The following is a 26,301-nucleotide window of genomic DNA, read 5'->3' as shown; positions in this document are numbered from 1 at the left end:
CACCGCTGAGACTTACATCAAAGTTAAGGGTACGGTGCCCTCTGCATGAAATACGGTCGCAGCAGAAAAGTCGCGCCCAGCATACCTGCGATCAGCACGAAAACTGAGACCATGCCGAAACCGGACCATCGTATTAGCATTGTCTAAACTACCTCTGTCTTAGGGAAGATCGAGCGGTAATGACTCTTGCTTCGTCGATGAACAACCCCTTTTCTCGGAGTATCCGAAAAAAACCGGCAAGGTTTAAGATCGGCCGCAGCGCTGGGCGTCTGCGCCAACCCATCCATTGGGCTGGTCGACCCTCGGTACTCTGCGGCACAGGACCTGAAATCCCAGTCCCGCGGGTTGCCCTTCGCTCCCCCAAAAACAAACACCCGCCGCTGGAGGAGCGACGGGTATTTATGGAAAGACCTGACCTTGGGAGGAAGATGTCTGGTCTTAGGTCGCCGAGGAATTGGGAGGAACGGCCTCAGCGACAATCAAAATTTGTTAGCGACCTGAAGCCTGACGAGCTACGGACGAGATTTCCGAAGCCATGATGCCCAGATCGTTCAGTTCATGAGCATTCAGGCGGCTCAGTTCGTTTACGGTGTTACGATAACGGCGCCAGTTGCTGTACGAGCGGATCAGGTTCATTTCTCTCTCCTCAAAAATTTTCTTTTTGTTGCAAGCAGCATATAGGTCCGTATGGTTTCGGACAGAAGCGCCAGTTTCGCATAGCTGACATGCCAATAAGATGGGGTAACGGCTTAAGTCCGTTATGATCGCAGCCAGGCCGAGCGAGAGTTCTCGGATTGTATTCAACCGAATTTCTTGGCTAAAAAGACGTGCGCAACGAATATTTAACCATAACCCGGCGAATACTTATCGGGTCCAATCAGGCTTACGGTATGTCGCGCTTCGCTCCTTTATCCAAATTCACATTGAGTATTGTTGCAATTTCCGGCGTGCTTGTCAGTTCGGGCAAAGCAGCGACGCTTTTCCTTGAATATGAGATAGTGCGACAATCTTTCGAACAGCGCCAACGCCATTCCACGCCGTCTTCCTCAATTGACCGTTCGATCAATGAACTGCTTTTGCAGGTAAAAGATATCCGACCGCCCGCATTAGTGGGGTCAACTGCACCGATCGAAGCGGAACTCGACCAGATGACCACCGGCAGTATCAACCGTACACAACCCGCTCGTCAGGAAATTTCATCGACTTATATTCCAACTGCCGACGACATGGCACCCGCGATAGAAATGCCAAAAGACGTTGGTTCCAAAGAACAGATTGCATCCTATCAGATCATGTTGGACAGGGCTGGCGCGTCGCCTGGCGCAATCGATGGGCGTTCAGGCCGAGTTGGAAAATACCGGCTGACCAGCTTTCAAGGATTACCTCATCACCAATGAAGACGTTGGCAGGCAATTTGTGGCAGAAATCCCTGCCGATTATGCGTTGAAAGCCCAATTGCCAGCAATGGCTTATACCTCAGTCACAGAAATGATTGGTGAGCGGTTTCAAATCGATGAGGGTTTCCTCAAAGAGATCAATCCAGGCGTGAATTTCAATCATCCAGGTTCGGTGATCAAAGTCCCCAATCTCGGCAAAGCTAAACGTACGCCGATTGCCCATATCATAGCAGATAAAGGTCGCATACAGGTTCGGGGCTATGGGGCAGATGGAAAGCTGAAGGTAGCTTACCCGTCTACGATCGGCTCTTCGGACACCCCTTCCCCTTCGGGCACCGTTCAGGTCAAACGAATAGCGATCAACCCCAATTATACCTACAATCCCAGGATCAACTTCAAACAGGGAGCCAATGAAGGCGTTCTGACGATTCCACCTGGACCAAACGGTCCTGTCGGCACGGTATGGATGGCGCTTTCCAAACCCACTTACGGTATTCATGGCACCCCTGACCCCTCACGCATCGGCAAAACATCGAGCCATGGCTGCGTGCGTCTTACAAACTGGGATGCGGAAGAACTCGCGAAAATCGTTAAACCCGGCGTCATGGTCGTGTTCACGGAATGAACGATCTGAAGCCTGACGAGCAACGGACGGGATTTCCGAAACCATAATTATCCAGATTGTTCCGTCCACGTGTATCTAAAGCATGTCGCTGTTAACCGGATTCGGGATTCCCGTTTGGCTTGATCTGTGATTCACTTGTCTCATGGAAGGAGATGCACCATGGGCAAGCCGCATCCGATTGAGTTGCGTGAGCGTGTCGTTGCGTTTGTGAATGAGGGCAATAGTCACCGGGAAGCCGCTCGGCATTTCCGTGTTTCGCCTCGGTTCGTCAACAACATGATGATCCTGCATCGGTCATCCGGCTGTCTGGCCGCCGCCAGGCAGGGCCACCCGCCTGGTAGTGTGAAGCTTTTGGCTCATGGTGATTGGGTCCGCGAGCAGATGTCCGCCCGTGGCGAAACGACTTTGGACGAACTGTGCATTGCGCTCGCGGAGCGCGGTATTGAAGTCCACCGCGCCACGGTCGGGCGATTTCTACACCGACTTGGGCTGAGCAATAAAAAAAGCCTCAAGGCAAGCGAGCAGCGTAGACCAGAGATCGCCAAGGCGCGTGATCTTTGGATCAATCGCCGAAAGCGGTTCTTCAACAAGGCCTTGTCGCGTCTCATCTTTATCGATGAGACTTCCACGAATACGCGCCTGACAAAACGCACCGGATGGTCTGCCAAAGGCAGGCGCTTTGCCGCCTATGCGCCCTTCGGAAAATGGAAGACACAGACCTTCATTGCCGGACTGCGCTGCCATGGCCTGACCGCGCCATGGATCGTCGATGCACCGATGAACAGCCGCATCTTCGAAACCTGGATCGAGGCACAGCTTGTGCCGACACTGTCAGCCGGTGATATAGTCATCCTCGACAATGTCGGCTTCCACAAAAGCTGGAAGGCTGAGCAACTCGTCAAGGCAAAGGGCGCTTGGTTTCTCTTCCTGCCGCCCTATTCGCCGGACCTGAACCCAATCGAAATGGCTTTCTCAAAACTCAAAGCACTTCTGAGAAAGCGAGCATCACGCAGCTTCGACGCCATCTCAAAAACACTTGGCGATATCATCAGTCTCTTCTCCATCAATGAATGCCAGAACTTCTTTAAGGCTGCTGGGTATGAGGCCGAATAAATGCGACACGCTTTAGGCAGCTCATTCCGGTTAAAGTGTTACGGCGCTTTTCTGAATTTGCATTGGTTAAGTCGGATTAACAGAAGGTTGTTTTGCTTCGAAGAAACGTTTGAAACCCAAAAACGGCTTTCCATCAGATGCCACGACAACAAGGCCGGAACGACCGATAGCGCGGTTCCTACAACGATAAAGGCAGTCGCGGAGATTGTTTCCAGTTCAGCCGGCACAGGCTGGCGCTCGATTTGCCTTACATGATCAGTTTTAGCGGTCCTCAAACGCGTGTATGGCAACCGTTATATCGGCACTAAGCAGATATCAATTCTAACTGAAAGCCGGTTTTCACGCACGTTGTCACCCTGGCTCGGATCCGCACACTGTTTCAACCTCTTTTCCAACGGTTTTGGCTTCGTTTTTTCTCAGTGCAGCGAAGATAGTGAAGATCGTACATGAGATTGCCGCAACTCCGGGAAGACCGTGCGGAGAAAACTCCATAGCTAAACCGCCAATCAGGGGACCTACAAGAGCGCCGAGACCCCAAGCTATCGACAATAAAGCGTAAACACTGACCAGCTCTCCGCCTCTAAAGCGATCTCCGAGGATCGCAATCATTGTCGTATAAATCCCAACGAATGCGCCACCCCAGGCAAATAGCAGCGGATAAGCGAGCCAGTCATGAGAAAGCGCAAACGGCCAGACAAGCGCCCCTACCGCCGACATTGCACCGAGAACGACAATAAGGAGTTGGCGTTTAACCCTGTCGCCGATCCAGCCAATGGGGAGCTGTAGCGTAATTGAACCCAGGAGCAGGATCGTGAGTAATAGTGTCGCCGATTGCTCTGGCCATCCTAACTGAATTGCATAGAGAGGGAGCAAGGTCAAACCTGCGGCTTCAAGAGCCGCGTTCAGAGCGGCAGCGGCGATTGCCAATGGAACAACTTTCAGAAAGGCAAATAGACTCGTTTTATTTTCCTCCGCCGACTGTACTTCTGCTGGCCGGCCGCTCTGCAGAACGAGAAAGCCAAAGAATGCAAGTGCGGCCCCAATGACGAACGCAAGCGATTGCTCACGCCCCACAAGCGTCAGGATAGCAGGCCCCAATGCTGTGCCGGCCGACAGGGCAGTAACGTAGATAGCTATCGTTTTACCACGATTTGCCTCAGCGGTGATCTGGTTCAACCACGCTTCAGAGACCACGAACATGGTTTCTGAAGCTGCACCCAGCGCAGCACGCAGTGGAAACCAGATCCAAAAGAATGGTGATGCGGGAAAAAGTGCAAACAATCCGCCAGCAGCCAGAAGCGCTCCTTTGGCAAGCCTACCAAAACCAAATCGCTTCAAAAGGGCGGGAAGAAAAGGGGCGATCATAAGAACGCCGACCGCATACATCGCACCATTTACGCCGATCCACGCCTCGGAATACCCCGCATCAGACAACTCAAGTGCTATCAGTGGCGCGCTGAGTCCATATGTCAGGCCAAACATGGCTGCCGTGAGGATCACAACAGCCATTGTTCTCAATGAACCTGTCATGGAGCAACCCTTTCACTCTCGGAACGTTCTTCCTTGCTGACCAGTTCTCTTTTTGATTGAAACGCCTGACGCATGCGCTTTCTCCAGCGTCTCTCGCTATTCTCGACGACCTCATTGAGAAGCCGGCTATAGTCAAGCACGAGACCCGGGGTCCAGGTCATCGCTTCAGCTCTGCCTCGGACAATGCGCATGAACCAAAAATGTGGATCGCTGATAATACGAAATACGTCGCGCCAGGGTCTTCCCGTATCACCGGCGCCTTCTATTGCCGCGTCAAGCGCTTGGATGACAGTCGTTGAGCAATTACGTGCGGTCAGATTGTAGGTTTTATCGCTGGCATAAGCCTCCCAAAATGTTCGCAACGACTGCGGGTTAAACCGGCTAAAACTGATCTTCTGATCCGGCATACACCAAGCAGCAGCTTCCTCTTTTAAAGATGCATTGAAACGGCCAGGCACATCGTTTTCCGGCCTCGCTGAAAGAAGCGCACGGAAATCGTCGGGATTATGATCGATATCATCCGCCGGATAATGGCTCACATAAAGATCAGGCGGCATTTCAAGCGCTGCATGTCCCGTAGAGATAACACCTTTCTTGTCGACAGCCGCGACATATCGGTCGATAAGGAGCCTACGTTCTGGATCTGAGATCGAACCCACTGCAGTCCAAACATAGACGTTGAGGATCATGTCCTTTTCGACAATGAGCCCCTCCCCGACAATGGGATGGAGTTTACCACCCTGCCAATTCCGCGCCGCATAGAGAGGAAGCGACGTTATTGAGGCGCCATCGGGTAGACGTCGCAAGGGGAGCGCCATACGCACGAGTGCGTAGCCTGACGTTATTAGTAACAATGCAAAACAAAACGGAACCGTTAGCAAGTGCGGAACCGGCCATGCAAAAAGGATCATAAGCGCCAAGCCAAATTCAACCAGTCCCGCCACTATTCCAAAGCGCCAGCGCGGGCTACGTAAAACATAAGCCGATCCAATCCGGAACAGTCCATCGGCAAGAAACGCGGTTCCAAAAACGATCGCGGCACCAATATTGTTGTCCCATGGCACATTGAAAACGAGAAAAGCGGCAAATAGAAACGCCACCCCCCGCAATGCATCGATCCAGTGACGGCGCAAACCGAGCGCAGCTGCGGCTATGATTTCTACAAATCCTTCGACTATGAGGAAAATAGCCAGCGTGTCCAGAAAGACGGAGAGCTTTCCATCGCTAAGATCGAACAGGATCAGGATGCCCAGGAGCATCCATAACATCCCGGCGGCCATGAGAAGTCGCCACATGGGTTTTAAGGCGCGCGCACCAAGAAGGAGAAAAAGGAGTCTGACCATTATTTAGGAGCACTTGTACGAGATTAATCTATCGACTGCTTGGTTTTATTTTATTGCTGTCTAAGTATGTCGAATAAGTAAAGCATTAAAAACTAATTATAGTAGCTAATCACGTTTTCCACACCAATAAGGTCCGGCTTTCTGCCTTGCGACTGATTACCATGCAACATTTTCACAATTGAAATTCACGTGGTACCCACACTGAAGAGCATCGATTCCGGTAGATGTCCAAACTGCCGACCCTGCTATCGTGATGCACTGATTGCCAGTCAGAAATAGAATTAACCTTCGTCTTTGTAGTGGCCATTAGTTCCGAACATACTATTCTTTGTCCAACGGTTCTGGATATCGCGGCCGACTCAAAATCCCTTCTAGATGGCGGTTTTTCGTGCCTCGGAAATATAAAGCGCGCGCAGGTCGCGTGTAATTTGGCCTGGCTTCCCGGTACCAATCGATTCACCATCGATTGCAATTACGGGCGTGACAAATGTCGAGGCGCCAGTGATGAACGCTTCGTCAGCCTCCATCACCTCCTTAATAGTAAAACTGCGTTCAACAATTTCCAGCGTCGTACAAGCCACATAGCGCAAAAGGGCGGTTCGCGTAATGCCATGCAGAATATCGTTAGACAGTGCACGGGTAATCACCTTGTTGTCCTTAACGATATACGCGTTATTGGCAGTGCCCTCGGTAACAAAACCATCTTGAACGAACCACGCATCATCTACGCCTGCTTGCTTTGCCAACATTTTTGCCATTGAGGGGTAAAGCAGCTGCACAGTCTTGATATCACGACGCGCCCACCGTAGATCGGGCACAGAAATCACCTTGACCCCTGTCTTTGACTTTGGCCCGTCAATCAGATTGGACACCGCTTGTGTGAACATCACAACTGTCGGCTGAACGGCTTCGTCTGGAAACGCAAAATCCCGGTCGCCGGGGTTTCCTCTGGATATCTGCAGATAGACCAGTCCCTGATCGAGCTGGTTTTCTATGATCAGTTGCCGCAAAATATCAAGAAGCGTCTGGCGGTGAAGCGGCTGACGGATGCGCAGCTCGGAAAGTGAGCGATCCAATCGGGCTGCATGTCCGTCAAAATCGAGAATTTTGCCATCAATGACTGACACAACTTCATAGACAGCATCGGCAAACAGGAAGCCGCGGTCAAATACAGAAATATTCGCCTCGTCTTGGGGAACGAAGTTTCCATTGAGGTAAACTGTTCGCTTTTTGAGCATAGCAATAGCCTGTTAAAAATTTTTCCGCTTGGTTGTCGAGGCTGTCAATCGTTGAGGAGAGTTTCAAAGAATAGCTCTCCAATCTCTGGAAATGCCTCCGGAAATTCTTCGCAGATTTCTTTACCCTGTGTCATCAGGCAGATGATGACAGGAGACTTTCCGGTGACGGCAATTCGGATCAAATCGTGTTTGTAATAGGATGCTTTGGGATCACCGGTCCAGGTATTCTTCCCCGCTTTACTCCATATCTGCGCATCAGCAGGAATACCGCCACCAAGAAATTCGGTAACCTGAAAATGCGGCTGTCTGGCTTCGGCACTATTGCGGTCACGTAGCAATGTCTGTTTTGCCCTGTTTTCAGAAGCGGCTGAGAGCGGAAGCTGACTGGAGAAAAGCGCGCTGAACAGACGCGCTGCGGCAAGCGGCGTCAGCGCGTTCAGATTTTCTCCCGCAAGCCCTGCATATTGAGCCTCACGCCCATAGCGCACATCGTCCATCAGCTTCTGCGTGATATTACAACCCTCGAACTCTGGCCAGTTGAGTCCGGAAAAGAAGCTGTTGAGGTGCTCGCGCTTTTCCCGCCATTCGTTGAACTGGGAGCCTTCCAACATGGTATCGCCGGTCGTACCCGTAATAATGTCGATGACATAATTGGTTCCGGTGTTGGATGACCACAGGATCATGTCACGCACGGCGCGAGACAGTTCTTCATGATCGGCGACATTGCCATGGTCAATAGCGTTGAGCACATGGACCAGATGAAATGCTTTGACAAGACTGCAGGGGTAGCAGCGCCAGTCGCCACGATATGAAAAGCCATCCGGCTTTTCACCGGGACCTTTCTGACGCAATGCGACGAAACCAAAATTGTCGGCCCGCAGGCCGCGGTCGGCAAACGTGTCAGTCAGGCAGCTGGTGATGACTTCACAGCGGCGCGACCAATCAGAATTATCTTCAAAGAACACTGGATGATCTTTCTATCAGGACGTTCACGGTTTAGGCGCGCTCAGCTTTCCAGCAGCGGACCAGCCCGCCGTTGACAAGATGCTGCATGGGCTGGCTTTGGTGGCAGATGTCTTCGGTAATCGGGCAACGAGGCGCAAAACGGCAACCGGGCTGGACGGCAAAGGGGTCGGGTATCTCACCACTTATCGGCTCGCCTGTTGCCTGCGGACGGCGAACATCGGGCACAGCTGCAATCAAAGCCTTTGTATAAGGATGACGGGGAGAAGCAAATAGGGCGGCACTGTCCTGCAATTCAACGATCTCACCCAGATACATGACTGCAACGCGATCACACAGATAGCGGATTACATTCATGTCATGGGAAATGAAGACTATGGTCAAACCCTTATCTTTGTTGAGCCGTTTCATAAGATTGATGATCTGCGCCTGAACAGAGGCATCAAGGGCCGAGACCGGTTCATCGGCAAACAGAACCTGCGGATTGGCGCAGAGTGCCCGCGCCACCGAGACGCGTTGTCTTTGTCCGCCGGACAAAGCATGCGGAAATTTCAACGCCGTTTCGGCTACCAGATTGACTTCCCCGAGTACGTCAAGCGCCCGCTGCCTACGCTCGCCGGCAGGAATATTGCGGTGATAATGGGAGATCACTTCTTCCAGCTGCGCGCCAATTGTCATGCGTGGATTGAGCGAGGAATAGGGATCCTGAAAGACCATCTGAAGACGGCCATCACGGTCCGGCCCGTCAAGCCGACGGCCATTGAACACCACCTCCCCTGCGCTGCCGGGCTGCAGTCCGACGCCTATGCGCGCGAGCGTGCTCTTGCCACATCCGGATTCTCCGACGATGCCGAGTATTTCTCCCTGCTCGATACCAAGGTCGACGCCACGCACCGCATGCAGACTGACAGGCGGACGGTTGGCAATAACATCGCGAAGGCTGCGCCTGACGGGAAACTTCTTTTCGATCTTCCGGAAATCAAGCACTGACATTGGCAACCTCATTCAGAATGCACGCATCGAGATGACCGAAGGATGAGCCGCCACGTAACTCCAGCGCCGGCGGGCGTCCGATCGCGCACCGAGGTTGGGCACGGAAACAGCGTGGCACAAAGCGGCAACCATCAGGCGGATTGACGAGCCCTGGGGGAGCTCCCTGAATGGGAACAAGTTCCTGGTCGCGAGCGGCTTGACCTGGAAGCGCGGCGAGCAGCGCTTTCGTATAGGGGTGCGAAGGCTTGTCCAGGACGTCGCGCACCGTGCCCGTTTCCACCATACGCCCGGCATACATCACCGCCATACGATCGCAGATCTGGGAGACGACCCCAAGATCGTGGGTGACCAAGATGATTGAGGCACCAAGGCTGTCTCGACGTTCTTTGAGGAGCCGCAATATCTGATCCTGTACGGTAACATCGAGCGCAGTGGTAGGCTCATCGGCTATGATCAGACGCGGGCGCAACGCGAGAGCCATCGCGATAACCACCCGCTGACGCAAGCCTCCTGAAAGTTCGTGCGGATACGCGTCAAGTCGGCGCTCCGGCGACGTTACATGGACATCCCGCAACAGTTGCAGCGCCGCCTCGCGGGCTGCCTTTTTGCTGACATTTCTGTGGCGGCGTATGACTTCACTGATCTGCTTGCCGACACGCATGGTCGGATTGAGCGCCGTCAGCGGATCCTGGAAAATGAAGGCGACATCGCTTCCGCGGATCTTTGACAGTGCTCTTTCCTTCATCGGAACGAGGTCGCCGACGCCCTCGAGCAGTATCTGACCGCCGCTGACCCGCGCGGCGGCACCACCAAAAAGGCGCAGGATCGAGCGACAGGTGGCTGACTTGCCACAGCCGGATTCGCCCACAATTCCAAAAATTTCACCGGGATTGACATCGAAGCTGATGCCATCGACGGCACGAACGACACCCGACGGGCTGCCAAACTCGGTCATGAGGTCGCGGACAGAAAGAAGGCTCATGACTTACCCCTTCGGTTTCAGCGTGGTGGACAGACCTTCGCCAAGCAGCGAAAATGCAATGCCGATCCAGACGATGGCGAGACCCGGAAAAATGGTCATCCAGGGCGCCTCGCGCATATAATCGATGCTTTCGACGATCAGCAGGCCCCATTCCGGCGCGGGAGGCTGCACACCGAGGCCGAAAAAGGACATGGCGGCCACGGCCTGAACGGTGAGCACGACATCGGACATTGAATAGACAATCGCCGGCGTGACGACATTGGGCATGATGTGGCGCAGCATCACACGCAGCTTGCCAAATCGCAAAACGCGTGTGGCGTCGATATATTCCAGCCGCGACACAAGCAGTGTTTCACCGCGCACAATGCGCGCATAGCCGATCCAGTTAACGATGAAGAAGGCGATATAAAGATTGGTTTCACTGGGCCCAAGCACCCCGACTATAGCCAGGATGAGGACATAGAATGGAAAAGCCCAGACGATATCGGTGATACGCATCAGCACCGCATCGACAATCCCGCCGAAGTAACCTGCGATCAGACCGATCATCACACCCATGATCATGGGACCGAAGACACAGATCAGCGCCAGACGCAGATCGTATACGGCGCCCGCCAGAATGCGGGTAAAAATATCGCGCCCGAAATTATCGGTGCCGAACCAGTGCAGCGCAGACGGCGGTTGCATCGCGCCCGCAAAATCGAGCGCGAAGGGATCGTAAGGTGACAATATCGGTGTCAGGACAGTAGCGGCCAGTGTGATCAGCAGCATGAGCAGGCCAATTGCACCGGACCAGGTGTGCAGAAGTTTGCCGGGAATGGACATGGTCTACTCCATCCTGACGCGTGGATCGGCCAGCGCGTAGCAGATGTCGGTAATCAGATTTACAATCACAACCATGATTGCGAAGAAGACGGTCAGGCCGCGGATGACGGGCAGATCGCGCGAAACGATGGCATCGATCAACAGGCTTCCAAGACCGGGTACAGAGAAGATCTTCTCGACCACGACGGTGCCGCCGACTATCCAGCTTACCCGCACGCCGATGATGGATATTGTTGAGATAAGGCTGTTTGGCAGCACATGGCGCAGAAAGATTTCCGGACGGCGAAGACCTTTTGCGCGGGCCGTGTCGATATAATCAGCCTTCATCGTGTCTATGAGCGCGGCGCGCAGACTCTGCTGTATGAGGGCTGCGGTTGAAAGACCGACAACCAGAGAGGGCAGGAAAAGCCGGTTTATGTTGATCCAGAAGCCAGTGCCGACACCACCGGTAGCGAACCAGCCCATGCCAAGCGCTAGCCAGATAATCAGCATATAGCAAAGCCAAAACGGCGGCATGGCAATGAGCGCCACAAACACCTGACGGATGACGTTGTCGATGAACCGGCCGCGATAAATGGCGGCGACAATGGCGAACGGGAGGGCGATCAGAAGGGCTATAATGGTTGAATAAGCCACGATTGCTAATGTGAAGGGCAATCGCTCCATCACCAGAGCGATGATTGGCTGCTTGTGGAAGATCGAAACCCCGAAACTCCCCGTCAGGCAATCACGCAGAAAATAGATGTACTGGACCCATAACGGCTTATCGAGTCCCCAGAGTTCACGCATGGCCTGCAATTCTCCAGGGCTGGCGCGGGTTCCCATCGCATGGGACGCCGGATCGCCCGGCACTATCTGAAGAAGCAGAAAACTGATCAGTGTAATCCCCAACAGAACCGGGATCAGCATCAGCAGACGTTTGAGAATGGAAAAAATCATTGCGTTCGCTGGCGTTCGATTTTGGCGTACCGCCCGGACTTCGAAAGTATCTCTCGAAAAGGCGATGGCTCACTTCATTAAGAATGCCGTACCTTGCGGAATTGACCGGCCGCATGGCTCTGGGAAATGCCGTAACCGTGATAGGCGGCGGGATTCGCGCCTGCTATCCTTAATCGACCCGCAGGCGCTGAATCGCGAGGCGATGGCTCACCTCATTTTTCGAGTTTCACATCCTCAAGGCGGAAGTTTGAAGTGGGAAGCACTTCAAAGCCCTTCACGGTGCTGCGCACCGCCCAGGCTGTCGCGGGATGATAGAGGAAAATATACGGTGCGCCGTCATGCAGGATACCGATCATTTCCTTAAACATCGCACCACGCTTTTCCCCATCAGCGGTCTTTCGCTCTTCCGCGTAAAGCTCGTTGAGACGATCATTCTTCCACTGGGTGTGGTAGGCATTCGCGCGTTCCGGATTAACGGCGACAAAACCGATGATCTGATCGGGGTCAATTGTGTCGGAGGTGGTGTAGGACACCGACATATCGTAATTGCCCGCTTTGGTCGTTTCCCACTGGGTACCGCCTTCCAGCATCTGTACCTTGAGCTTGACACCAATTTGTTGCAGCATCGCCTGAAGTGCAATAGCTGCATTGCGGCTGGTTGCGGCGCCTGAGTCGACCACAAGCTGGGCCTCAAAGCCGCCGGCGTAACCCGCATCAGTCAAAAGCGCCTTTGCCTTGGCCAGGTCATAAGGATAAGGCGTTAGATTCGCATCGGCATAGGCCATGACAGGCATGGTTGATGCAGCTGGCTTGCCAGCGCCATAAAGCACGCCCTGTACCAGTGCATTCTTGTCAATCGCATAATTCAGTGCCTGACGCACACGTTCATCATCAAAGGGTTTGCGTGTGGTGTTGAGCTGCACGAAGTCGGCGCGATAAGGGATGGTCTGGCCAACACTGATACCTTCCTTATTGCCAAGCTCCTTTAGTTGATTGACGGGCGGATCGAGCGCCACATCGACTTCGCCCGCCTCAAGCTTGATGGCGCGTGCAGATGGTTCGGTAACGACATCGAGACGCGCCTCGTCAACGAAAGGCTTGCCCTGCTGCCAGTAATGCGGATTCTTAGCCAGCTCCACCTTCGAGCCCCGCACCCAGGACTTCAGCATGAAAGGACCTGATCCAACGGGCGCGTCAAAGAACGCCGCTCCCTTGGCTTCCACCTGCGCCTTGGGTAGAATCGCAGCGGCAAAAAGCCCCAGATTGTTGAAGGCCGGCGTAAAAGGTTCGGCGAGCTTCATCGTGATTTCATGCGGACTGACGATCTCAAAGCCTGTGATCGGACGATAGAACCGACCCCATCCGGATTCCTTGGAAGCAGCACGTTCAATAGAGAATTTCACGTCTTCGGCCGTCACCGGCGTGCCGTCAGAAAACTTGGCATCCCGCAACTTGAACTTCAGCGTCAGCCCATCCGGAGAAACGGTCCAGCTTTCTGCAAGGCCCGGCTCAAGCTTTTCGCCGGTTTTGTCCGGGCGAACGAGCGTGTCGAAAATGAGCAGCTGGGTCCAGATCGAACCATTGTCACTGGTTGCAATCGGATCAAGTGTGATGGGATCAAAACCGATAGCGACACGCAGTGGATCAGCTTGCGCCGTGAGAGCGGAAAGCGAAAAGACAGAGGCGAGAAAAAGGCCTTTTAGGCCGAGCCTGGAAAGCATGAAAGTGCTCCTACACCATTTGCTGTGATTGAAGCGGCATCCCCTTATTTTTTATAGCCACCGCTTCTTCAACAAAGAAATTAGACAACAACCACCCGTATGGATAATAATAAATCTGCTATCTCTTATTAATAGGCTGATAATGGATTTGCGTGAACTGGAACTGTTCGGGACGCTCATGCGCGTTGGAACGACAATTGAAACCGCGCGCTTGCTGGGAATATCTCAACCCAGTGTGAGCGGACAATTGAAGCGCCTGGAGAGCAGGCTCGGCTTCTCGCTTTTTCATCGTACCGGCAATCGTCTTGAACCGACACGCGAGGCAAATGAGCTTTTTGCGCTCTCGATGCCAATTTTCACGACGCACACCCTTGTGCGCTCTGAATTATCCACCTTGCGTCATCGCGCGTCCCGCCCAGTGGCGATTTCTGCAACGCCAGCACTCGTTGAAAGTTTTATCGGACCGGTGCTTCTTAATGCAGGTTACCGTGACTGGAGACAGCGCCTACTTTTGAAGGTTCACACACCCGAAGAGGACCTGCGCAAAGAGGAGGCTGACATCGGTTTACAAATGGCTTTACCGCCAAAGGCCGAATTTCACTCCTATATTGTCGGACAGACCCCTTTGGTTGCAGTCATTCAATCGGATCATCCACTGGCTAGATTGAAGTCACTTACCTGCGCGATTATCGCCAAACACCCGCTGGTTTGTTACAATGCAGACTGGTCGCCCATGGGCGGCACCATTCGCACAGCCTTTGCCGCTCAAGGACTAAACTATGATCCTGTATGCGTTGTGCCGTTTTGCGGAACTGTTTGCAGTCTGGTTCGTGCATGCGGTGGAGTCGGCGTCGTGGATGCGATGACTGCGCAGGATTACGCCATGCAGGGACTGGTTTCACTGCCGATCAACGATATGCCGGAGGTCTCTATCGTCGCCTTTCATCGGCGAAACGAACCGTTGCGCGCTTCGGTTCAGGATTTCCTGACGGCCCTTCGCAACCATCCATGATATCTCCCAGCTGTGAAATCGAGACCTGATTAGAATTTAACGCACGAACATTCAAATCAGCCTCAATTCCGAAGCTAAATCGATCTCAAGAACGTGACCCCCGTCGATATCATGTTCAAGTGATCCCAATCAGGACAAAAATGCCGTCACTCTGATTGGATATAAAGCTAAGGAAAAGCGTTAAATGACCGGAATGGAAACAGACAATTTGGACTAGTCGTAATTTAGAGAAGCAGGCGTTTTCCCCAGACACCCCCACCTGATTGCCAGTCAAGAATCGTCATCACCGCTTTGTTCCCGCGATTGGTCACGATGAAACATCCCCATCGCCTGGATAACTCAGGCATAGGGATGTTTTCTAAGTGTATCAGATAGCTTTCTGCAACTCCGGCAGCACGGTGAAGAGATCACCGACGAGGCCGTAATCGGCGACCTGGAAGATCGGCGCTTCTTCGTCCTTGTTGATGGCGACGATGACGCGGCTGTCCTTCATGCCAGCCAGATGCTGGATCGCGCCGGAGATGCCGACAGCGATGTAAAGGTCCGGTGCAACCACCTTGCCCGTCTGGCCAACCTGCCAGTCGTTTGGCGCATAGCCCGCATCGACTGCCGCACGGCTGGCGCCAACCGCCGCACCGAGCTTGTCGGCAACCGGAAGGATCACTTCCTGGAACTTTTCAGCCGAACCAAGTGCACGACCGCCTGAGATGATGATCTTCGCCGAGGTCAGTTCCGGACGATCCGAAGCCGACAGCGCATTGCCAACAAAGCTCGACAGCGCCGGATCGGCAGGCACGGTTGCGTTCTCGACGGCAGCCGAACCACCCTCGCCCGTTGCGGAGAAGGAGGCCGTACGCACTGTGATCACCTTCTTGGCGTCGGTGGACTGCACTGTCTGGATCGCATTGCCCGCATAGATCGGACGCTTGAACGTATCCGCTGACACCACTTCCATGATTTCGGACAACTGCATCACATCGAGAAGTGCTGCAACGCGCGGCAGGATGTTCTTGGCCGAGGTCGTCGCCGGTGCGATGACCGTGTCGTAATTGGCGGCGAGTTCCACGATGAGTGCTGCCGTTGGCTCGGCCAGACGGTTTTCCAGCGCATCGCTTTCAGCCAGCAGAACCTTGCGCACGCCTTTGAGCTTGGCGGCTGCATCGGCTGCAGATTTTGCACCCTTGCCTGCAACCAGAATATCGACATCGCCGCCGATCTGGGCAGCTGCCGTCAGCGCCTTTGCCGTCTGGTCCGAAAGGGTTGCATTGTCGTGTTCGGCGATAAGAAGAATAGCCATTTATCTCGTCCCTTCCGATTTCTTAGATGATGCCGTCAGCCTTGAGCTTCTCAACCAGCTCGGCAACCGAGCCAACCTTGACGCCAGCCTTGCGGCCACCCGGCTCTTCGGTCTTCAGCACCTTGAGGCGTGGCGCAATATCGGCGCCGAAATCGGCAGGCGACTTCTCGTCCAGCGGCTTCTTCTTCGCCTTCATGATATTGGGCAACGACGCATAACGCGGCTGGTTCAAACGAAGATCAACCGTGACAATCGCCGGAAGCTTCACATCGATGGTCTGCAGACCGCCATCCACTTCGCGCGTCACCTTGGCCGAACCATCAGCCAGTTCCACCTTGGAGGCAAAGGTTGCCTGGCTCCAGTTGAGGAGCGCCGACAGCATCTGGCCGGTCTGGTTGGCATCGTCGTCGATTGCCTGCTTGCCGAGGAAGACGAGGTCCGGCTGTTCAGCCTCGACAACGCCCTTCAACACCTTGGCGACGCCGAGTGGCTCAACCGTCTCGTCGGTCTTGACCAGAATGGCGCGGTCCGCACCCATGGCAAGCGCGGTACGCAGCGTTTCCTGTGCCTGTGCCGGGCCAACCGAAACAGCCACAATCTCCGTTACCTTGCCAGCTTCCTTCAGACGGATCGCCTCTTCAACCGCAATCTCGTCAAAAGGGTTCATCGACATCTTGACGTTGGCAAGCTCAACGCCCGAGCCGTCTCCCTTCACACGGATCTTTACGTTGTAATCGACAACCCGTTTTACTGCGACAAGGACTTTCATGGTACTAACCTTTCCTTGAGGCGAACCGGATCGTCGTAACGATATATCGGAGCCGGTTCGCACTAACTATTGGACGGACGATCAAAGGCGCGCGCGTTTGGCTTCCGAATCGTATGGCGATTCCTCGATCACACGGGCCTTGCGCATCTCACCCAGAACCGGGATTTCCAGTTCCGTGCCCGGCACGCCAAGCTCGACCGGCAGCAGCGCCAGCGCGATATCGTGCCCGAACGTGTAGGAATAGCTGCCCGAGGTGACGCGCCCCACCAGCTTGCCATCATGGTAGACACCCTCGCAGGTCAGCGTGCTGGCGCCATCGGTTTCAACCGCAAGCGTGACCGAACGGCGCTTGATGCCGCGTTCCTTTTCCTCAACCAGCGCCTGCCTGCCGATGAAATCGCCCTTGTCGAGACGGATGAACCGTTCGAGGCCGCTTTCCCAGGCGCTCAGCTCGGTGTTCATGTCGCGGTACATGGCGCGATAGGACTTGTCGAGCCGTAGCGATTCCAGCGCATGCAGGCCGATAAGGCGCAGGCAGTGCTCCTTGCCGGATGCGAGCAAGGCTTCCAGCAGATGCCGCTGATAGGCCAGCGGATGATAAAGCTCCCAGCCCAGTTCGCCTTCATAATTGACGCGCAGCAAGCGCACATCGCTGGCAAGGCCGACCGTTCCAGACTTGATGCCGAACCACGGAAACGCCTCGTTCGACAGATCGATTTCGGTAAGCGACTGCAACACGTCACGCGCCTTCGGCCCGACGACGGTGAAGCAACCCCGATCATTGGTCACATTGCGCAGGGTAACGCTACCGTCCTTCGGCAGCAGCTTCGACAGGTCGTCAAAGTTCCAGCGTTCGGCGCGCGGGGTGGAAATCATATAGAAAGTACCGTCATCGAGACGCGATACCACATATTCAGCCTGCACGCCGCCCTTCTTGGTCAGATGATGCGCGAGGTTGACGCGGCCAATTTTCGGCAGGCGGTTGGCGAGAATGCCGTCGAGCCAGGCTTCCGCGCCGGGACCGCTGACCTCGAATTTGGTCATCGGCGTCATTTCGACGAGGCCGACCGCATTGCGGACCGCTTCAACTTCCTCGCCGACATATTTGCCCTTTTCCGTCCAGCGCCAGCTGTACTGATCCTTGGCCTCGACGCCCTTAGGTGCGAACCAGTTCGGCATTTCCCAACCGTTAAGGCAGCCCCAGACAGCGCCCAGTTCCGTCAGGCGGTCATAGGACGGCGCGGTTTTCTGCGGGCGAGCGGCGGGCATGTCCTGCCCCGGATAATGCTGCTCGGCATGGGTGCCCCAGGATTCGCGCACCTTCTCGCGGGTCCAGTTCTTGTTGGCGTAATCGCCAAAACGACGCGGATCGAGTTCGGACGTATCGATGCTGTTGCCGCCCTCCACGATACGCTCCGAAAGATAATAGCCGATTGCACCGCCCCACAGGATGCCGCCCGGAACGCCTTCGGCCAGCCAGACATTGTCCAGCCCCCAGGCCGGACCGACCAGCGGCAATTCATCCGCCGTCATCTGGAACGGCCCGCGCACATTGGCCTTGATGCCGACGCGACCGAGTGCGGGAACCATCTCGATGGCCTGCTCCCAGTTCCACGAAACAGAATCGAAATCCTCTTCCAGAAGATCGGCGCCGAACCATTCCGGCACGCCGTTTTCAGCAAAGAGCTTCAGATGTTCCGTCTTCTCATAAGGGCCGAACATCAGCCCGTCGCCTTCCTCGCGCAGATAGCCCTCAAAGCCCTCGTCGCGCAGGATTGGCATTTCCGGCAGGCCCTGACGCTTGCGCTCGATCACTTCCGGCACCGCATCGGTGATCCAATATTGATGGACGATCGGGATCGCCGGAATGTCGAGACCGAGCATGGCCCCGGTCTGGCGGGCGTAGTTGCCAGTCGCCGAGATGATATGCTCGCAGATGATGTCGCCCTGATTGGACTTCACCTTCCACTCGCCGCTTGGCAGGCGCTCGAAACCGTTGACCTGCGTGTTGAGATGAACCTTCGCGCCTCTGTCGCGCGCGCCCTTGGCAAGCGCCATGGTGACATCGGCAGGCGCGATATGACCGTCATCCGGGTGATAGAGCGCGCCCAGCATGTCATGATTGTTTTCAAGCAGCGGCCACAATTCACGGGCGCGTGCCGGAGAAACCAGCTCGGCGCGCAGGCCCTGCACTTCGGCAACGCTCATATAGCTCTTATATTCGTCCAGCCGGTCGCGCGTGTTGGCAATGCGCAACTGGCCGCATTTGTGCCAGCCGACATGCTGGCCGGTCTCGGCTTCCAGACCTTCATAAATCTCGATGGATTTATTGATCATGCGGCCGATATTGATGCTGCGCGCATAGGACGGGATCAGGCCTGCCGCGTGCCATGTGGAACCGGCGGTGAGCTGCGTGCGTTCCAGAAGAACGACATCCGACCAGCCCCGCTTGGCCAGACCGTAAAGAATGGAGGCACCGACGCAACCTCCCCCGATGACAACCGCGCGCGCATGAGTCTGCATTCCAAGTTCCCTTCCAATATATGATTTGGAGATTGCCGAAGCGTCGCTCCCGGCGACAATACGGACTCCTTTGTGCGTTACATTACAGAGGGTTCTGCCCCCTGTGAGCTTGATAAAAAATCCGCGAAGATATAACTTCAGATTATGCATAGACTCCGCTCGCTCATCCCTTCGGCCAATTACCTCTTCGTGTTTGAGGCGGCGGCTCGACGGCTGAGCTTTACGGCGGCAGCGGAAGAGCTGAATGTCAGCCAGCCAGCGGTGAGTAAGACGATCAAGCTTCTGGAAGAAGCCACCGGATTGAAGCTTTTCCGGCGCGAGCGCAGCCGTCTGGAACTGACGGCGGAAGGCCAGCGGCTTTATCGCGAAACGCAGGAAGCATTCGACCATCTGCACATGGTCATCTCGTCCATGCGCAAGAAACACTCGCGCGATATCATCCGCGTGTCGTTCTCGGCATCCTTCGTGCAGCTATGGCTTTTGCCACGCCTGAAAGGGTTCAAGGAAAAGCATCCGGATGTGGCGCTGCGCATCGAAGAAAGCAGTCGCGACGATCAGGATTTGCTTGAAGAAGATATCGACGTTTCAGCGCGTCTGGGGAGAGGCAAATGGCCGGGCATCCTCGCCTGGCCCTTCGTGACGGAGGAAGTCTGGCCGGTTTGCAGCCCCGCTTATCTGAAGGAGCGCGGACAGATCGAGGAAGCGAGCGATCTTCTGAACCACACGCTGCTGCATTTCGAGGAGCGCCACCGCTCGCGGCTTGGCTGGCGCGAATGGTTGGAACGCTCCGGCGTACCAAACCCGCGCATTGAACAGGATTTCGTCTTTACCGACGCGCTCAGCTCCATTGAGGCTGCGGTGCAGGGGCAAGGCGTGGCGCTTGGCTGGAAACACCTCGTCCATGATCATATCGTGGCCGGACGCCTTGTGCCCGCCACGCATATTTTTCATCGGTCCGGCGATACAATTCATCTCGTCATGCCCGCTCAACGCCCGCCAAAGCGGGGGCTGAACTGTTCCGCGACTGGCTTCTCGAACGGGGCGCAGACGCGGAACTGGATATATAGGCCCTCGGCCTATTGCGCGAAAACCACCGTCTTGTGCCCATTGAGCATAACGCGGTTTTCCAGATGCATCTTCACCGCCCGCGCAAGAACCCGGCTTTCGATATCGCGCCCGGTGGCGACGAAATCTTCCGCGCTCATGGAATGCGTGACCCGCTCGGTTTCCTGCTCAATGATCGGGCCTTCGTCGAGATCCGGCGTCACATAATGCGCCGTTGCACCGATCAGCTTCACGCCGCGCTCGAAAGCCTGATGATAGGGCTTTGCACCCTTGAAGGATGGCAGGAACGAATGGTGGATGTTGATGATCTTGCCGAACAGGCGGTTGGACAGATTATCCGATAGCACCTGCATATAGCGTGCGAGGACCACCAGATCGGCCTGCGTCTCGCGTACCAGATTGATCAGGCGGGCTTCCTGCTCGGCCTTGTTGTCCTTGTTCACGCCCCATGAATGATAGGGAATGCCCGCACTTTCCGCCGTTTCGCGGCTATCTTCATGATTGGAGACGATGGCAACAACCTCGGCATTCAGCCAGCCGACGCGGATCTGATAGAGAAGATGCAGCATGGCGTGATCGAATTTGGACACCATGAGAACGATCTTCGGCTTGCGGCTGGCATCGGCCACCGCGAATTTCATGCCGAACCGCTCGCCTGCCGGTTTCAGTGCATGCTCGATCGCCTCACGCGACATGCCAAGCGGCGCGCTGAAAGCAATGCGCATGAAAAAGCGGTTGGTCAGCCTGTCGCGAAACTGATTGCTTTCCACGATATTGCCACCGATGGCCGCCAGTTCCGTGGTGATGGCCGCCACGATGCCGGGCTTGTCATCGCAATCGAGCGTGAGGACAAAAAGGGCTGGTTCGACGGCGGCGACAGAGCGCACCTTCACGGGCATGTCGTTCATGGTGGTTCCTTAAGACTGATCAGTCGTTCTTGGGAGGCTTTCCGAAAGCGTATTCACCGACCTTCGGCACGAAATGCGGGTGTTGATAACCGGCAGGCTTGTCACCGACCGAAACGCCGGAGTTGAGAATGCCCGCCTGATAATCCGACGCGAAAAGCGAATAGGGATAAGTGGGTTGAAGGGCGCTTGCACCCTCCAGTCTAGCGCGCAACTCATCCGGAATTGTAAATGCGAGCGCGTCCAGATTGTCGTCGAGTTGGGCAAGCTTGCTTGCGCCGATAATGGCTGCTCCGATGCCCGGCTGCGTCACCACCCAATTGAGCGCGACCTGTGCCATCGGCTTCTTCATGGCATCGGCCACCTCCGCCAGCGCCGCAACGATACGCATGTTGCGCTCCGTGAACAGGCCCAGCCCTTCGGCATTGTCGCGGTTCAGGCGACCCTCGCCACCCGCGCGATATTTGCCCGACAGAAGCCCCATGGCCAGCGGGCTCCATGCGGTGATCCCGAGACCAAGATTTTGTCCGAGCGGCACAAATTCCTGCTCTATGCTGCGTTCGACCAGTGAATAGGGCAATTGCAGGCTGATTGGTTGCGACAATGCATGCGCTTCCGCCCAGGTTTGTGCGCGTGTTGCATACCAGGCAGGCACATCCGAAAGGCCGCAATAGCGGATTTTGCCGGCTCGGATCAGATCGTCGAAAGCGCGCATCACCTCTTCCACCGGCGTTATTCCATCCCAAGTATGCACCATATAGAGATCGATATAATCGGTCTTCAGTCGCTTCAGCGACTGGTCAACCGCTCGCATCATGTTCTTGCGGCCATTGCCACCGGCATTGGGATTGCCCGGCTGCAGATTGTTCGAATATTTGGTCGCAATGACCACGCGATCCCGTGCGCCAGCTTCCTCGACGAACTTGCCAACCAGTGTTTCGCTGAGACCCGCGCCATAGGAATCCGCCGTGTCGATGAAATTACCGCCCGCTTCCAGATAGCGGTCGAAAATGGCCCGCGCATTGCCCTCATCGGTGCCCCACGACCCGCCGATCCCCCTGATCCCGGCATTGCCGAATGTCATCGTGCCAAGCGCGAGACGGCTGACACGAAGACCTGATCGGCCAAGGAGAAAATAGTGGTCTAGAGGCATCGGAGAACTCCGGTTACATGAAGCCGTGATAGGGGCGGCACGCAACAGTCTGCTGGACATAGTTAATCATCGTGATGAAATCGAACACAGGCCGCCCAGTCACTTTCTGCACCGCATGAGCATAGGGTGGGAGATCGCTGCATTCGAGTAGAATGGATCGAACATCGGGATTGTCACTCATCAGCTTTTTGGCAACGTTACAAACCTCGCGCTCGATGGCGGCGGAATCGAGCGTTCCCTTCTCTTCGAGGATCGCTTCACGGAATTCCTCCTGATCTTCCATTCCAGCCAGTACAATCGGGATTGTGCTGGAGATTCCGCTTGCCGCGAAATGGCGCGGTGTCAGACGCTCTGCATTGGCGGTGATCACGCCCACAGTGCCACGCGCTACAGCGTGCATGAAAGGTATCTGCATCAGGCTCGACAAGAAGACCGGAATATCGACTGCTTCGGCAACCTCTTCCTGGAAATATGCCATGAACCCGCAGGCGCCGGTAATTGCTTTCACACCACGCCTCTGCAACTCAAGCGCCGCCTCCACGAAAGCCTCACGCAAGTGCGGGTCTCGCCGGTTCAACAGCCGATCAATGGAAGCACCACACACCTCCTGATAACGAACGGGATAATTATAGGTCGTCGCATTGCCGACATTGCCGGGCACACAGGGATAGGCCGCATCAAGAATGAGAATGCCGACCTGTTCTCCATACCATGACTGGCTATTCCGGCTGACCGCGTAAACAGTCATCGTTCAGTCTCCGATAAAATGTATGGTTGAGACAGGTGCAGCAGTAAACCGCTGCACCATATCATTGTGTTATCGACTACTCGATGAGCTTTGGCGCACCGGTGTCGCCAGCGCTTTCATCGAGACCGTAGGACTTCAGGATTTTGGCAATCGTGCCGTCCTTGTGCATTTCCTCGATATTGGCGTCGAGTGCCGCACCGAAATCCGTCGCGCTCTTGGCATAAGGCAGGCTGGCCTGCGCCGCTTCCTTGGTGGCGCGGATGCGCGGATCAGGCTGCGCAACCTCGACCTTGATATCCTTGAGCGTGCCATTCTTGGCCGCATAAGCGCCGGTCGAATAGCCATCGATACCGATGTCGATGCGCCCCGATGCGAGATCCTGATGCATGTTCACGGAGTTCGGATAAAGGCGCAGTTTCGCACCCAGAAGTTTCTTGGCATCGGTGACCCAGAGATAGCCCTGAACGGTGCCGACATTCTTGCCGACCAGTTCCTCGACAGTCTTGGCGCCATCCTTGGAATAAAGACCCATCTGGTCCTTATAAAGCGGATAGGAAAGGTTCATGACCTTGGCGCGTTCGGCGGTGCGATACCAATCGCCGGTGGTAATATCGGCCTGACCCGACAGCACATACTGGATGGCCGCAGCCGGATCGACGGCGACCGGCTTGACGGTCAAGCATTCACGCTTGGCGAATTCGGTTGCGATATCGCCATCGAGACCCTTCAGCTTGCCGCTCTCATCCATGAAAGAATGCGGTGCATAGGTGGTGACGGCAATCGTCAGCGTGCCCGGCGTGATGGTCTTGAACTCATGCTTCGGCTTGCAATCCTCTGCGAACGCTGCCGAAGACAGGCCCATAAGCAATGCGGCGCCGAGAACACCTTTACGTATCATCCCATTTTTCATCTGCTACTCCCCTTTATTTTTGTGGGCATTTATTGTTGCGTTGGGTTTTATCGGGTGGCGTAAGCGGATGAGCGCTTCTCCACATAGGAAACGATCCATGCTGCCGGAATACAGATCGTGGCATAGAGCAAGCCGGCCAGCAGCAAGGCAGGCATATAGCGGAACGTATTGGACCCGATTTCGTAGGCGTTGCTGACGAGTTCCGGCAGGGCGATCGTGAAGCAGAGCGACGTGCCCTGAAAAATCAGGATCGCGAAGCCCAGCAGCGCGGGAAGCGCCACGCGCAGAGCCTGCGGCAGCAGGACAAAGCGCAGTTCGTCAAGCGCATTGAAGCCCATCGCCTCTGCCGCCTCGCGCTGGCCGTGATGGATCGATTGCAGGCTCGCGCGGATGATCTCGCTCGTGTAAGCGCCCGTATTCCAGGCCAGCGCCACCACGGCAGCCAAAAACGAGGTCATCGTCAGACCGGTCGCAGGCAGGCCGAAATACATGAACTGTAACAGCACCAGCGCGGGAGCGCCGCGCCCGATCTCGACCAGAAACAGGCTCAGATAACGATTGAAGCGCGATTTTGCACCGACGCCCAGCGCCAGCAACAGCCCGAGCGGGATGCCGATGGCGAGGCTCAGCGCCGCCACCTGCAAGCTGACTTGCAACCCGCCGAGCAGCGCGGGCATCCATTCGTAGAATTCTTCAGAGGTCGGGAACATCAGCGCGCCACCTTTGCTCTCAGATAGCTGTCGGCAGAGCGCGACAGCCATGCGACGGGGAGGCTCAGGAAAATGTAGAACAGGCCGACCAGCGCGAAGACCTCGATGCCCTTGAAGGTCAGCTGCGACACCTGATTGCCCCTGAAGGCGAGATCCGCGACACCGATGGTCGAGGCAACGGCGGTTTCCTTCATCAGCCCGATCAGATAGCTCGCCGCCGATGGCAGCGCGACACGAAAGGCCTGCGGCGCGACCACATCGACCAGCGTGTGGCGGGTGCCGAAATTCAACGCCGTCGCCGCTTCCCACTGGCCATGATGAAGAGAGGCCAGCGCACCGCGATAGATTTCAGCCATATTGGCCGATGCGATCAGCCCCAGACCGATCAGTGCAGCCACAAACGGATTAATCGGCATGATGCCCATGCCAATGCCGAAGAAGATGATGAACAGCCAGAGGATCGGTGGCAGGGCGCGCACGATCTGGATCAGCACAGCCGCGATCCACCGTACCGGCGCGAGACATGCCTGACGCGCGGCGAGAAGCGGGACGCCAAGAATGCAGCCAATTGCGAAGGAACCCAGCGTCAGCGCTATGGTCCATGGCAGGCCGCTCAGGATGAGGAGAACATTGTCCGCTGTCATCGGTCATGCACCGCACGAAGAAACCGCTTCGTGCGTTCCTCTTGCGGATTGCGCATGACGTCCTTCGATGCGCCCTTCTCGATGATACGCCCATCGGCCATGATCATGACCGTATCGGAGACATTTTCCGCAAAGCCCATTTCATGGGTCACCACGAGCATGGTCATGCCGCTTTCGGCAAGCTCGCGCATGACGGCAAGCACTTCGAGCCCCAGTTCAGGATCGAGCGCCGAGGTCGGCTCGTCAAACAGCATCACCTGCGGATTGAGCGCCAGCGAGCGCGCGATGGCGATGCGCTGCTGCTGACCACCCGAGCAGCGGCCCGGATATTGTGTCGCCTTGTCAGCAAGACCGACACGTTCGAGAAGCTGGATCGCCCGCTCCTCGGCTTCTGCGCGGCTGCGACCCAGCACACGTTCTTGCGGCAGGCTGACATTGCGCAGAACACTCATATGCGGGAACAGATTGAACGACTGGAACACCATGCCAACCGTATTGCGCAATTCCTTCAGCTGCGCAGTACGCGGCGCTTGAGTGGCGTCGAGCTTTACTTTGCCGACCGTCAGGAGACCGCCATCCGGCCTTTCCAGATAATTGATGCAACGCAGAAGTGTGCTCTTGCCCGAGCCGCTGGGACCGATGATTGCCAGCACTTCGCCTTGCGCAACTTCCAGATCGATATTCTCAAGGACGAGATGCGCCCCGAAATGTTTGCTCAACCCCTCAAGGCGTATGAGTTTCGATGCGGAGGCAGGCGCATTTTCCACGCCAGCAGACCCTGACACCAAAGTCGGTCGCATTGCGTTCAATAACTGCACTCCCCCTTTTTTATCGTTCATCGCGACAATCCCATCTTTACGCGGATGCAGGCCGGAAATGCCTGCAAGACACGCTGG

The 26,301-nt window shown here is 55.6% G+C and carries 22 protein-coding genes and 2 pseudogenes; 4 read left to right on the top strand and 20 right to left on the bottom strand.

Translation table 11 applies throughout. The features are described 5' to 3' along the window. Window positions 1-489: 489 nt before the first annotated feature. Window positions 490-636, bottom strand: a complete 147-nt coding sequence (locus QLQ11_RS22470; RefSeq protein ID WP_121539675.1) for a DUF1127 domain-containing protein — start codon at window positions 634-636, stop codon at window positions 490-492. A 572-nt stretch (window positions 637-1,208) separates the two neighbouring features. Between QLQ11_RS22470 and QLQ11_RS22465 the strand changes: the two are divergent. Continuing rightward, window positions 1,209-2,022, top strand: a pseudogene (locus tag QLQ11_RS22465) (L,D-transpeptidase); the annotation flags it as partial. A 159-nt stretch (window positions 2,023-2,181) separates the two neighbouring features. Then, window positions 2,182-3,135 carry an IS630 family transposase gene (locus tag QLQ11_RS22460; protein WP_371836027.1) on the top strand — a complete coding sequence of 318 codons (954 nt, stop codon included), beginning with the start codon at window positions 2,182-2,184 and terminating at the stop codon, window positions 3,133-3,135. Between the two features lie 351 nt (window positions 3,136-3,486). On the opposite strand, the gene QLQ11_RS22455 is transcribed toward QLQ11_RS22460, so the two are convergent. The 9 genes from QLQ11_RS22455 to QLQ11_RS22415 form a co-directional block, all read right to left on the bottom strand. Continuing rightward, complete coding sequence (locus QLQ11_RS22455) at window positions 3,487-4,665, bottom strand: MFS transporter (RefSeq protein ID WP_121539439.1); 1,179 nt, start codon at window positions 4,663-4,665, stop codon at window positions 3,487-3,489. Continuing rightward, window positions 4,662-5,945, bottom strand: coding sequence for an HdeD family acid-resistance protein (locus tag QLQ11_RS22450; protein WP_235859046.1), 1,284 nt, complete (start codon window positions 5,943-5,945; stop codon window positions 4,662-4,664). The genes QLQ11_RS22455 and QLQ11_RS22450 overlap by 4 nt, the downstream gene beginning before the upstream one ends. Window positions 5,946-6,379: 434 nt before the next feature. Continuing rightward, complete coding sequence (locus tag QLQ11_RS22445; RefSeq protein WP_109365762.1) at window positions 6,380-7,246, bottom strand: D-amino-acid transaminase; 867 nt, start codon at window positions 7,244-7,246, stop codon at window positions 6,380-6,382. A gap of 44 nt (window positions 7,247-7,290) precedes the next feature. Then, window positions 7,291-8,211: a serine hydrolase gene (locus QLQ11_RS22440; protein ID WP_283735378.1), complete on the bottom strand. Its 921-nt coding sequence runs from the start codon at window positions 8,209-8,211 to the stop codon at window positions 7,291-7,293. A gap of 31 nt (window positions 8,212-8,242) precedes the next feature. Then, window positions 8,243-9,202 (bottom strand): ABC transporter ATP-binding protein, encoded by a 960-nt coding sequence (locus QLQ11_RS22435; RefSeq protein WP_011982801.1) that lies wholly within the window; start codon window positions 9,200-9,202, stop codon window positions 8,243-8,245. Then, complete coding sequence (locus tag QLQ11_RS22430; RefSeq protein ID WP_109365760.1) at window positions 9,189-10,184, bottom strand: ABC transporter ATP-binding protein; 996 nt, start codon at window positions 10,182-10,184, stop codon at window positions 9,189-9,191. Before QLQ11_RS22430 ends, QLQ11_RS22435 begins: the two co-directional genes overlap by 14 nt. Window positions 10,185-10,187: 3 nt before the next feature. Beyond that, window positions 10,188-11,009 carry an ABC transporter permease gene (locus QLQ11_RS22425; protein ID WP_011982799.1) on the bottom strand — a complete coding sequence of 274 codons (822 nt, stop codon included), beginning with the start codon at window positions 11,007-11,009 and terminating at the stop codon, window positions 10,188-10,190. Between the two features lie 3 nt (window positions 11,010-11,012). Beyond that, window positions 11,013-11,948 carry an ABC transporter permease gene (locus QLQ11_RS22420; RefSeq protein WP_283735379.1) on the bottom strand — a complete coding sequence of 312 codons (936 nt, stop codon included), beginning with the start codon at window positions 11,946-11,948 and terminating at the stop codon, window positions 11,013-11,015. Between the two features lie 212 nt (window positions 11,949-12,160). Beyond that, entirely contained in the window at window positions 12,161-13,669 is a 1,509-nt protein-coding gene (locus tag QLQ11_RS22415) for an ABC transporter substrate-binding protein (protein ID WP_283735380.1), read from the bottom strand. A gap of 142 nt (window positions 13,670-13,811) precedes the next feature. On the opposite strand from QLQ11_RS22415, the gene QLQ11_RS22410 reads away from it, so the two are divergent. Beyond that, window positions 13,812-14,681: a LysR family transcriptional regulator gene (locus QLQ11_RS22410; protein WP_078340278.1), complete on the top strand. Its 870-nt coding sequence runs from the start codon at window positions 13,812-13,814 to the stop codon at window positions 14,679-14,681. A 367-nt stretch (window positions 14,682-15,048) separates the two neighbouring features. On the opposite strand, the gene QLQ11_RS22405 is transcribed toward QLQ11_RS22410, so the two are convergent. The 3 genes from QLQ11_RS22405 to QLQ11_RS22395 all read right to left on the bottom strand — a co-directional run bounded on the left by QLQ11_RS22405 (window position 15,049) and on the right by QLQ11_RS22395 (window position 19,270). Next, window positions 15,049-15,978 (bottom strand): electron transfer flavoprotein subunit alpha/FixB family protein, encoded by a 930-nt coding sequence (locus QLQ11_RS22405; protein WP_283735381.1) that lies wholly within the window; start codon window positions 15,976-15,978, stop codon window positions 15,049-15,051. A 22-nt stretch (window positions 15,979-16,000) separates the two neighbouring features. Continuing rightward, window positions 16,001-16,747 carry an electron transfer flavoprotein subunit beta/FixA family protein gene (locus QLQ11_RS22400; protein ID WP_109366234.1) on the bottom strand — a complete coding sequence of 249 codons (747 nt, stop codon included), beginning with the start codon at window positions 16,745-16,747 and terminating at the stop codon, window positions 16,001-16,003. An 81-nt stretch (window positions 16,748-16,828) separates the two neighbouring features. Further along, window positions 16,829-19,270, bottom strand: coding sequence for an FAD-dependent oxidoreductase (locus QLQ11_RS22395; RefSeq protein ID WP_283735382.1), 2,442 nt, complete (start codon window positions 19,268-19,270; stop codon window positions 16,829-16,831). Between the two features lie 144 nt (window positions 19,271-19,414). Here QLQ11_RS22395 and QLQ11_RS22390 point away from each other — a divergent pair. After that, window positions 19,415-20,212 (top strand): annotated as a pseudogene (locus QLQ11_RS22390) (LysR substrate-binding domain-containing protein); the annotation flags it as partial. Between the two features lie 134 nt (window positions 20,213-20,346). Here QLQ11_RS22390 and purU read toward each other — a convergent pair. The 7 genes from purU to QLQ11_RS22355 all read right to left on the bottom strand — a co-directional run bounded on the left by purU (window position 20,347) and on the right by QLQ11_RS22355 (window position 26,214). Beyond that, window positions 20,347-21,243 carry a formyltetrahydrofolate deformylase gene (gene purU, locus QLQ11_RS22385; protein WP_124915665.1) on the bottom strand — a complete coding sequence of 299 codons (897 nt, stop codon included), beginning with the start codon at window positions 21,241-21,243 and terminating at the stop codon, window positions 20,347-20,349. Window positions 21,244-21,262: 19 nt separating this feature from the next. Beyond that, entirely contained in the window at window positions 21,263-22,393 is a 1,131-nt protein-coding gene (locus QLQ11_RS22380) for an aldo/keto reductase (protein ID WP_121539432.1), read from the bottom strand. A 13-nt stretch (window positions 22,394-22,406) separates the two neighbouring features. Beyond that, window positions 22,407-23,141, bottom strand: coding sequence for an aspartate/glutamate racemase family protein (locus QLQ11_RS22375; protein ID WP_121539431.1), 735 nt, complete (start codon window positions 23,139-23,141; stop codon window positions 22,407-22,409). A gap of 76 nt (window positions 23,142-23,217) precedes the next feature. Then, window positions 23,218-24,051 (bottom strand): transporter substrate-binding domain-containing protein, encoded by an 834-nt coding sequence (locus tag QLQ11_RS22370; protein ID WP_078338139.1) that lies wholly within the window; start codon window positions 24,049-24,051, stop codon window positions 23,218-23,220. Window positions 24,052-24,098: 47 nt separating this feature from the next. Further along, on the bottom strand, window positions 24,099-24,761 hold the full coding sequence (locus QLQ11_RS22365; protein ID WP_121539430.1) for an amino acid ABC transporter permease: 663 nt from the start codon (window positions 24,759-24,761) through the stop codon (window positions 24,099-24,101). Next, window positions 24,761-25,405: an amino acid ABC transporter permease gene (locus tag QLQ11_RS22360; protein ID WP_121539429.1), complete on the bottom strand. Its 645-nt coding sequence runs from the start codon at window positions 25,403-25,405 to the stop codon at window positions 24,761-24,763. The genes QLQ11_RS22365 and QLQ11_RS22360 overlap by 1 nt, the downstream gene beginning before the upstream one ends. After that, window positions 25,402-26,214 (bottom strand): amino acid ABC transporter ATP-binding protein, encoded by an 813-nt coding sequence (locus QLQ11_RS22355; protein WP_113534320.1) that lies wholly within the window; start codon window positions 26,212-26,214, stop codon window positions 25,402-25,404. Before QLQ11_RS22355 ends, QLQ11_RS22360 begins: the two co-directional genes overlap by 4 nt. Between the last annotated feature and the right edge of the window lie 87 nt (window positions 26,215-26,301).

Origin of the sequence: Ochrobactrum sp. SSR (genome assembly GCF_030067775.1) — a bacterium.
GTDB classification, from domain to species: Bacteria; Pseudomonadota; Alphaproteobacteria; order Rhizobiales; family Rhizobiaceae; genus Brucella; species Brucella teleogrylli.
This window is presented reverse-complemented; position numbering and strand designations above follow the sequence as displayed.

Bases quoted from the DNA above. Each gene is read 5' to 3' on its own strand.
- QLQ11_RS22360 (WP_121539429.1), bottom strand. From the start codon at position 25,405: ATGACAGCGGACAATGTTCTCCTCATCCTGAGCGGCCTGCCATGGACC.
- QLQ11_RS22470 (WP_121539675.1), bottom strand. From the start codon at position 636: ATGAACCTGATCCGCTCGTACAGCAACTGGCGCCGTTATCGTAACACC.
- QLQ11_RS22375 (WP_121539431.1), bottom strand. From the start codon at position 23,141: ATGACTGTTTACGCGGTCAGCCGGAATAGCCAGTCATGGTATGGAGAA.
- QLQ11_RS22365 (WP_121539430.1), bottom strand. From the start codon at position 24,761: ATGTTCCCGACCTCTGAAGAATTCTACGAATGGATGCCCGCGCTGCTC.
- QLQ11_RS22455 (WP_121539439.1), bottom strand. From the start codon at position 4,665: ATGACAGGTTCATTGAGAACAATGGCTGTTGTGATCCTCACGGCAGCC.
- QLQ11_RS22410 (WP_078340278.1), top strand. From the start codon at position 13,812: ATGGATTTGCGTGAACTGGAACTGTTCGGGACGCTCATGCGCGTTGGA.
- QLQ11_RS22430 (WP_109365760.1), bottom strand. From the start codon at position 10,184: ATGAGCCTTCTTTCTGTCCGCGACCTCATGACCGAGTTTGGCAGCCCG.
- QLQ11_RS22420 (WP_283735379.1), bottom strand. From the start codon at position 11,948: ATGATTTTTTCCATTCTCAAACGTCTGCTGATGCTGATCCCGGTTCTG.
- QLQ11_RS22415 (WP_283735380.1), bottom strand. From the start codon at position 13,669: ATGCTTTCCAGGCTCGGCCTAAAAGGCCTTTTTCTCGCCTCTGTCTTT.
- QLQ11_RS22435 (WP_011982801.1), bottom strand. From the start codon at position 9,202: ATGTCAGTGCTTGATTTCCGGAAGATCGAAAAGAAGTTTCCCGTCAGG.
- QLQ11_RS22370 (WP_078338139.1), bottom strand. From the start codon at position 24,051: ATGAAAAATGGGATGATACGTAAAGGTGTTCTCGGCGCCGCATTGCTT.
- QLQ11_RS22395 (WP_283735382.1), bottom strand. From the start codon at position 19,270: ATGCAGACTCATGCGCGCGCGGTTGTCATCGGGGGAGGTTGCGTCGGT.
- QLQ11_RS22400 (WP_109366234.1), bottom strand. From the start codon at position 16,747: ATGAAAGTCCTTGTCGCAGTAAAACGGGTTGTCGATTACAACGTAAAG.
- QLQ11_RS22450 (WP_235859046.1), bottom strand. From the start codon at position 5,945: ATGGCCGCCGGGATGTTATGGATGCTCCTGGGCATCCTGATCCTGTTC.
- QLQ11_RS22425 (WP_011982799.1), bottom strand. From the start codon at position 11,009: ATGTCCATTCCCGGCAAACTTCTGCACACCTGGTCCGGTGCAATTGGC.
- QLQ11_RS22405 (WP_283735381.1), bottom strand. From the start codon at position 15,978: ATGGCTATTCTTCTTATCGCCGAACACGACAATGCAACCCTTTCGGAC.
- purU (WP_124915665.1), bottom strand. From the start codon at position 21,243: ATGAACGACATGCCCGTGAAGGTGCGCTCTGTCGCCGCCGTCGAACCA.
- QLQ11_RS22460 (WP_371836027.1), top strand. From the start codon at position 2,182: ATGGGCAAGCCGCATCCGATTGAGTTGCGTGAGCGTGTCGTTGCGTTT.
- QLQ11_RS22380 (WP_121539432.1), bottom strand. From the start codon at position 22,393: ATGCCTCTAGACCACTATTTTCTCCTTGGCCGATCAGGTCTTCGTGTC.
- QLQ11_RS22445 (WP_109365762.1), bottom strand. From the start codon at position 7,246: ATGCTCAAAAAGCGAACAGTTTACCTCAATGGAAACTTCGTTCCCCAA.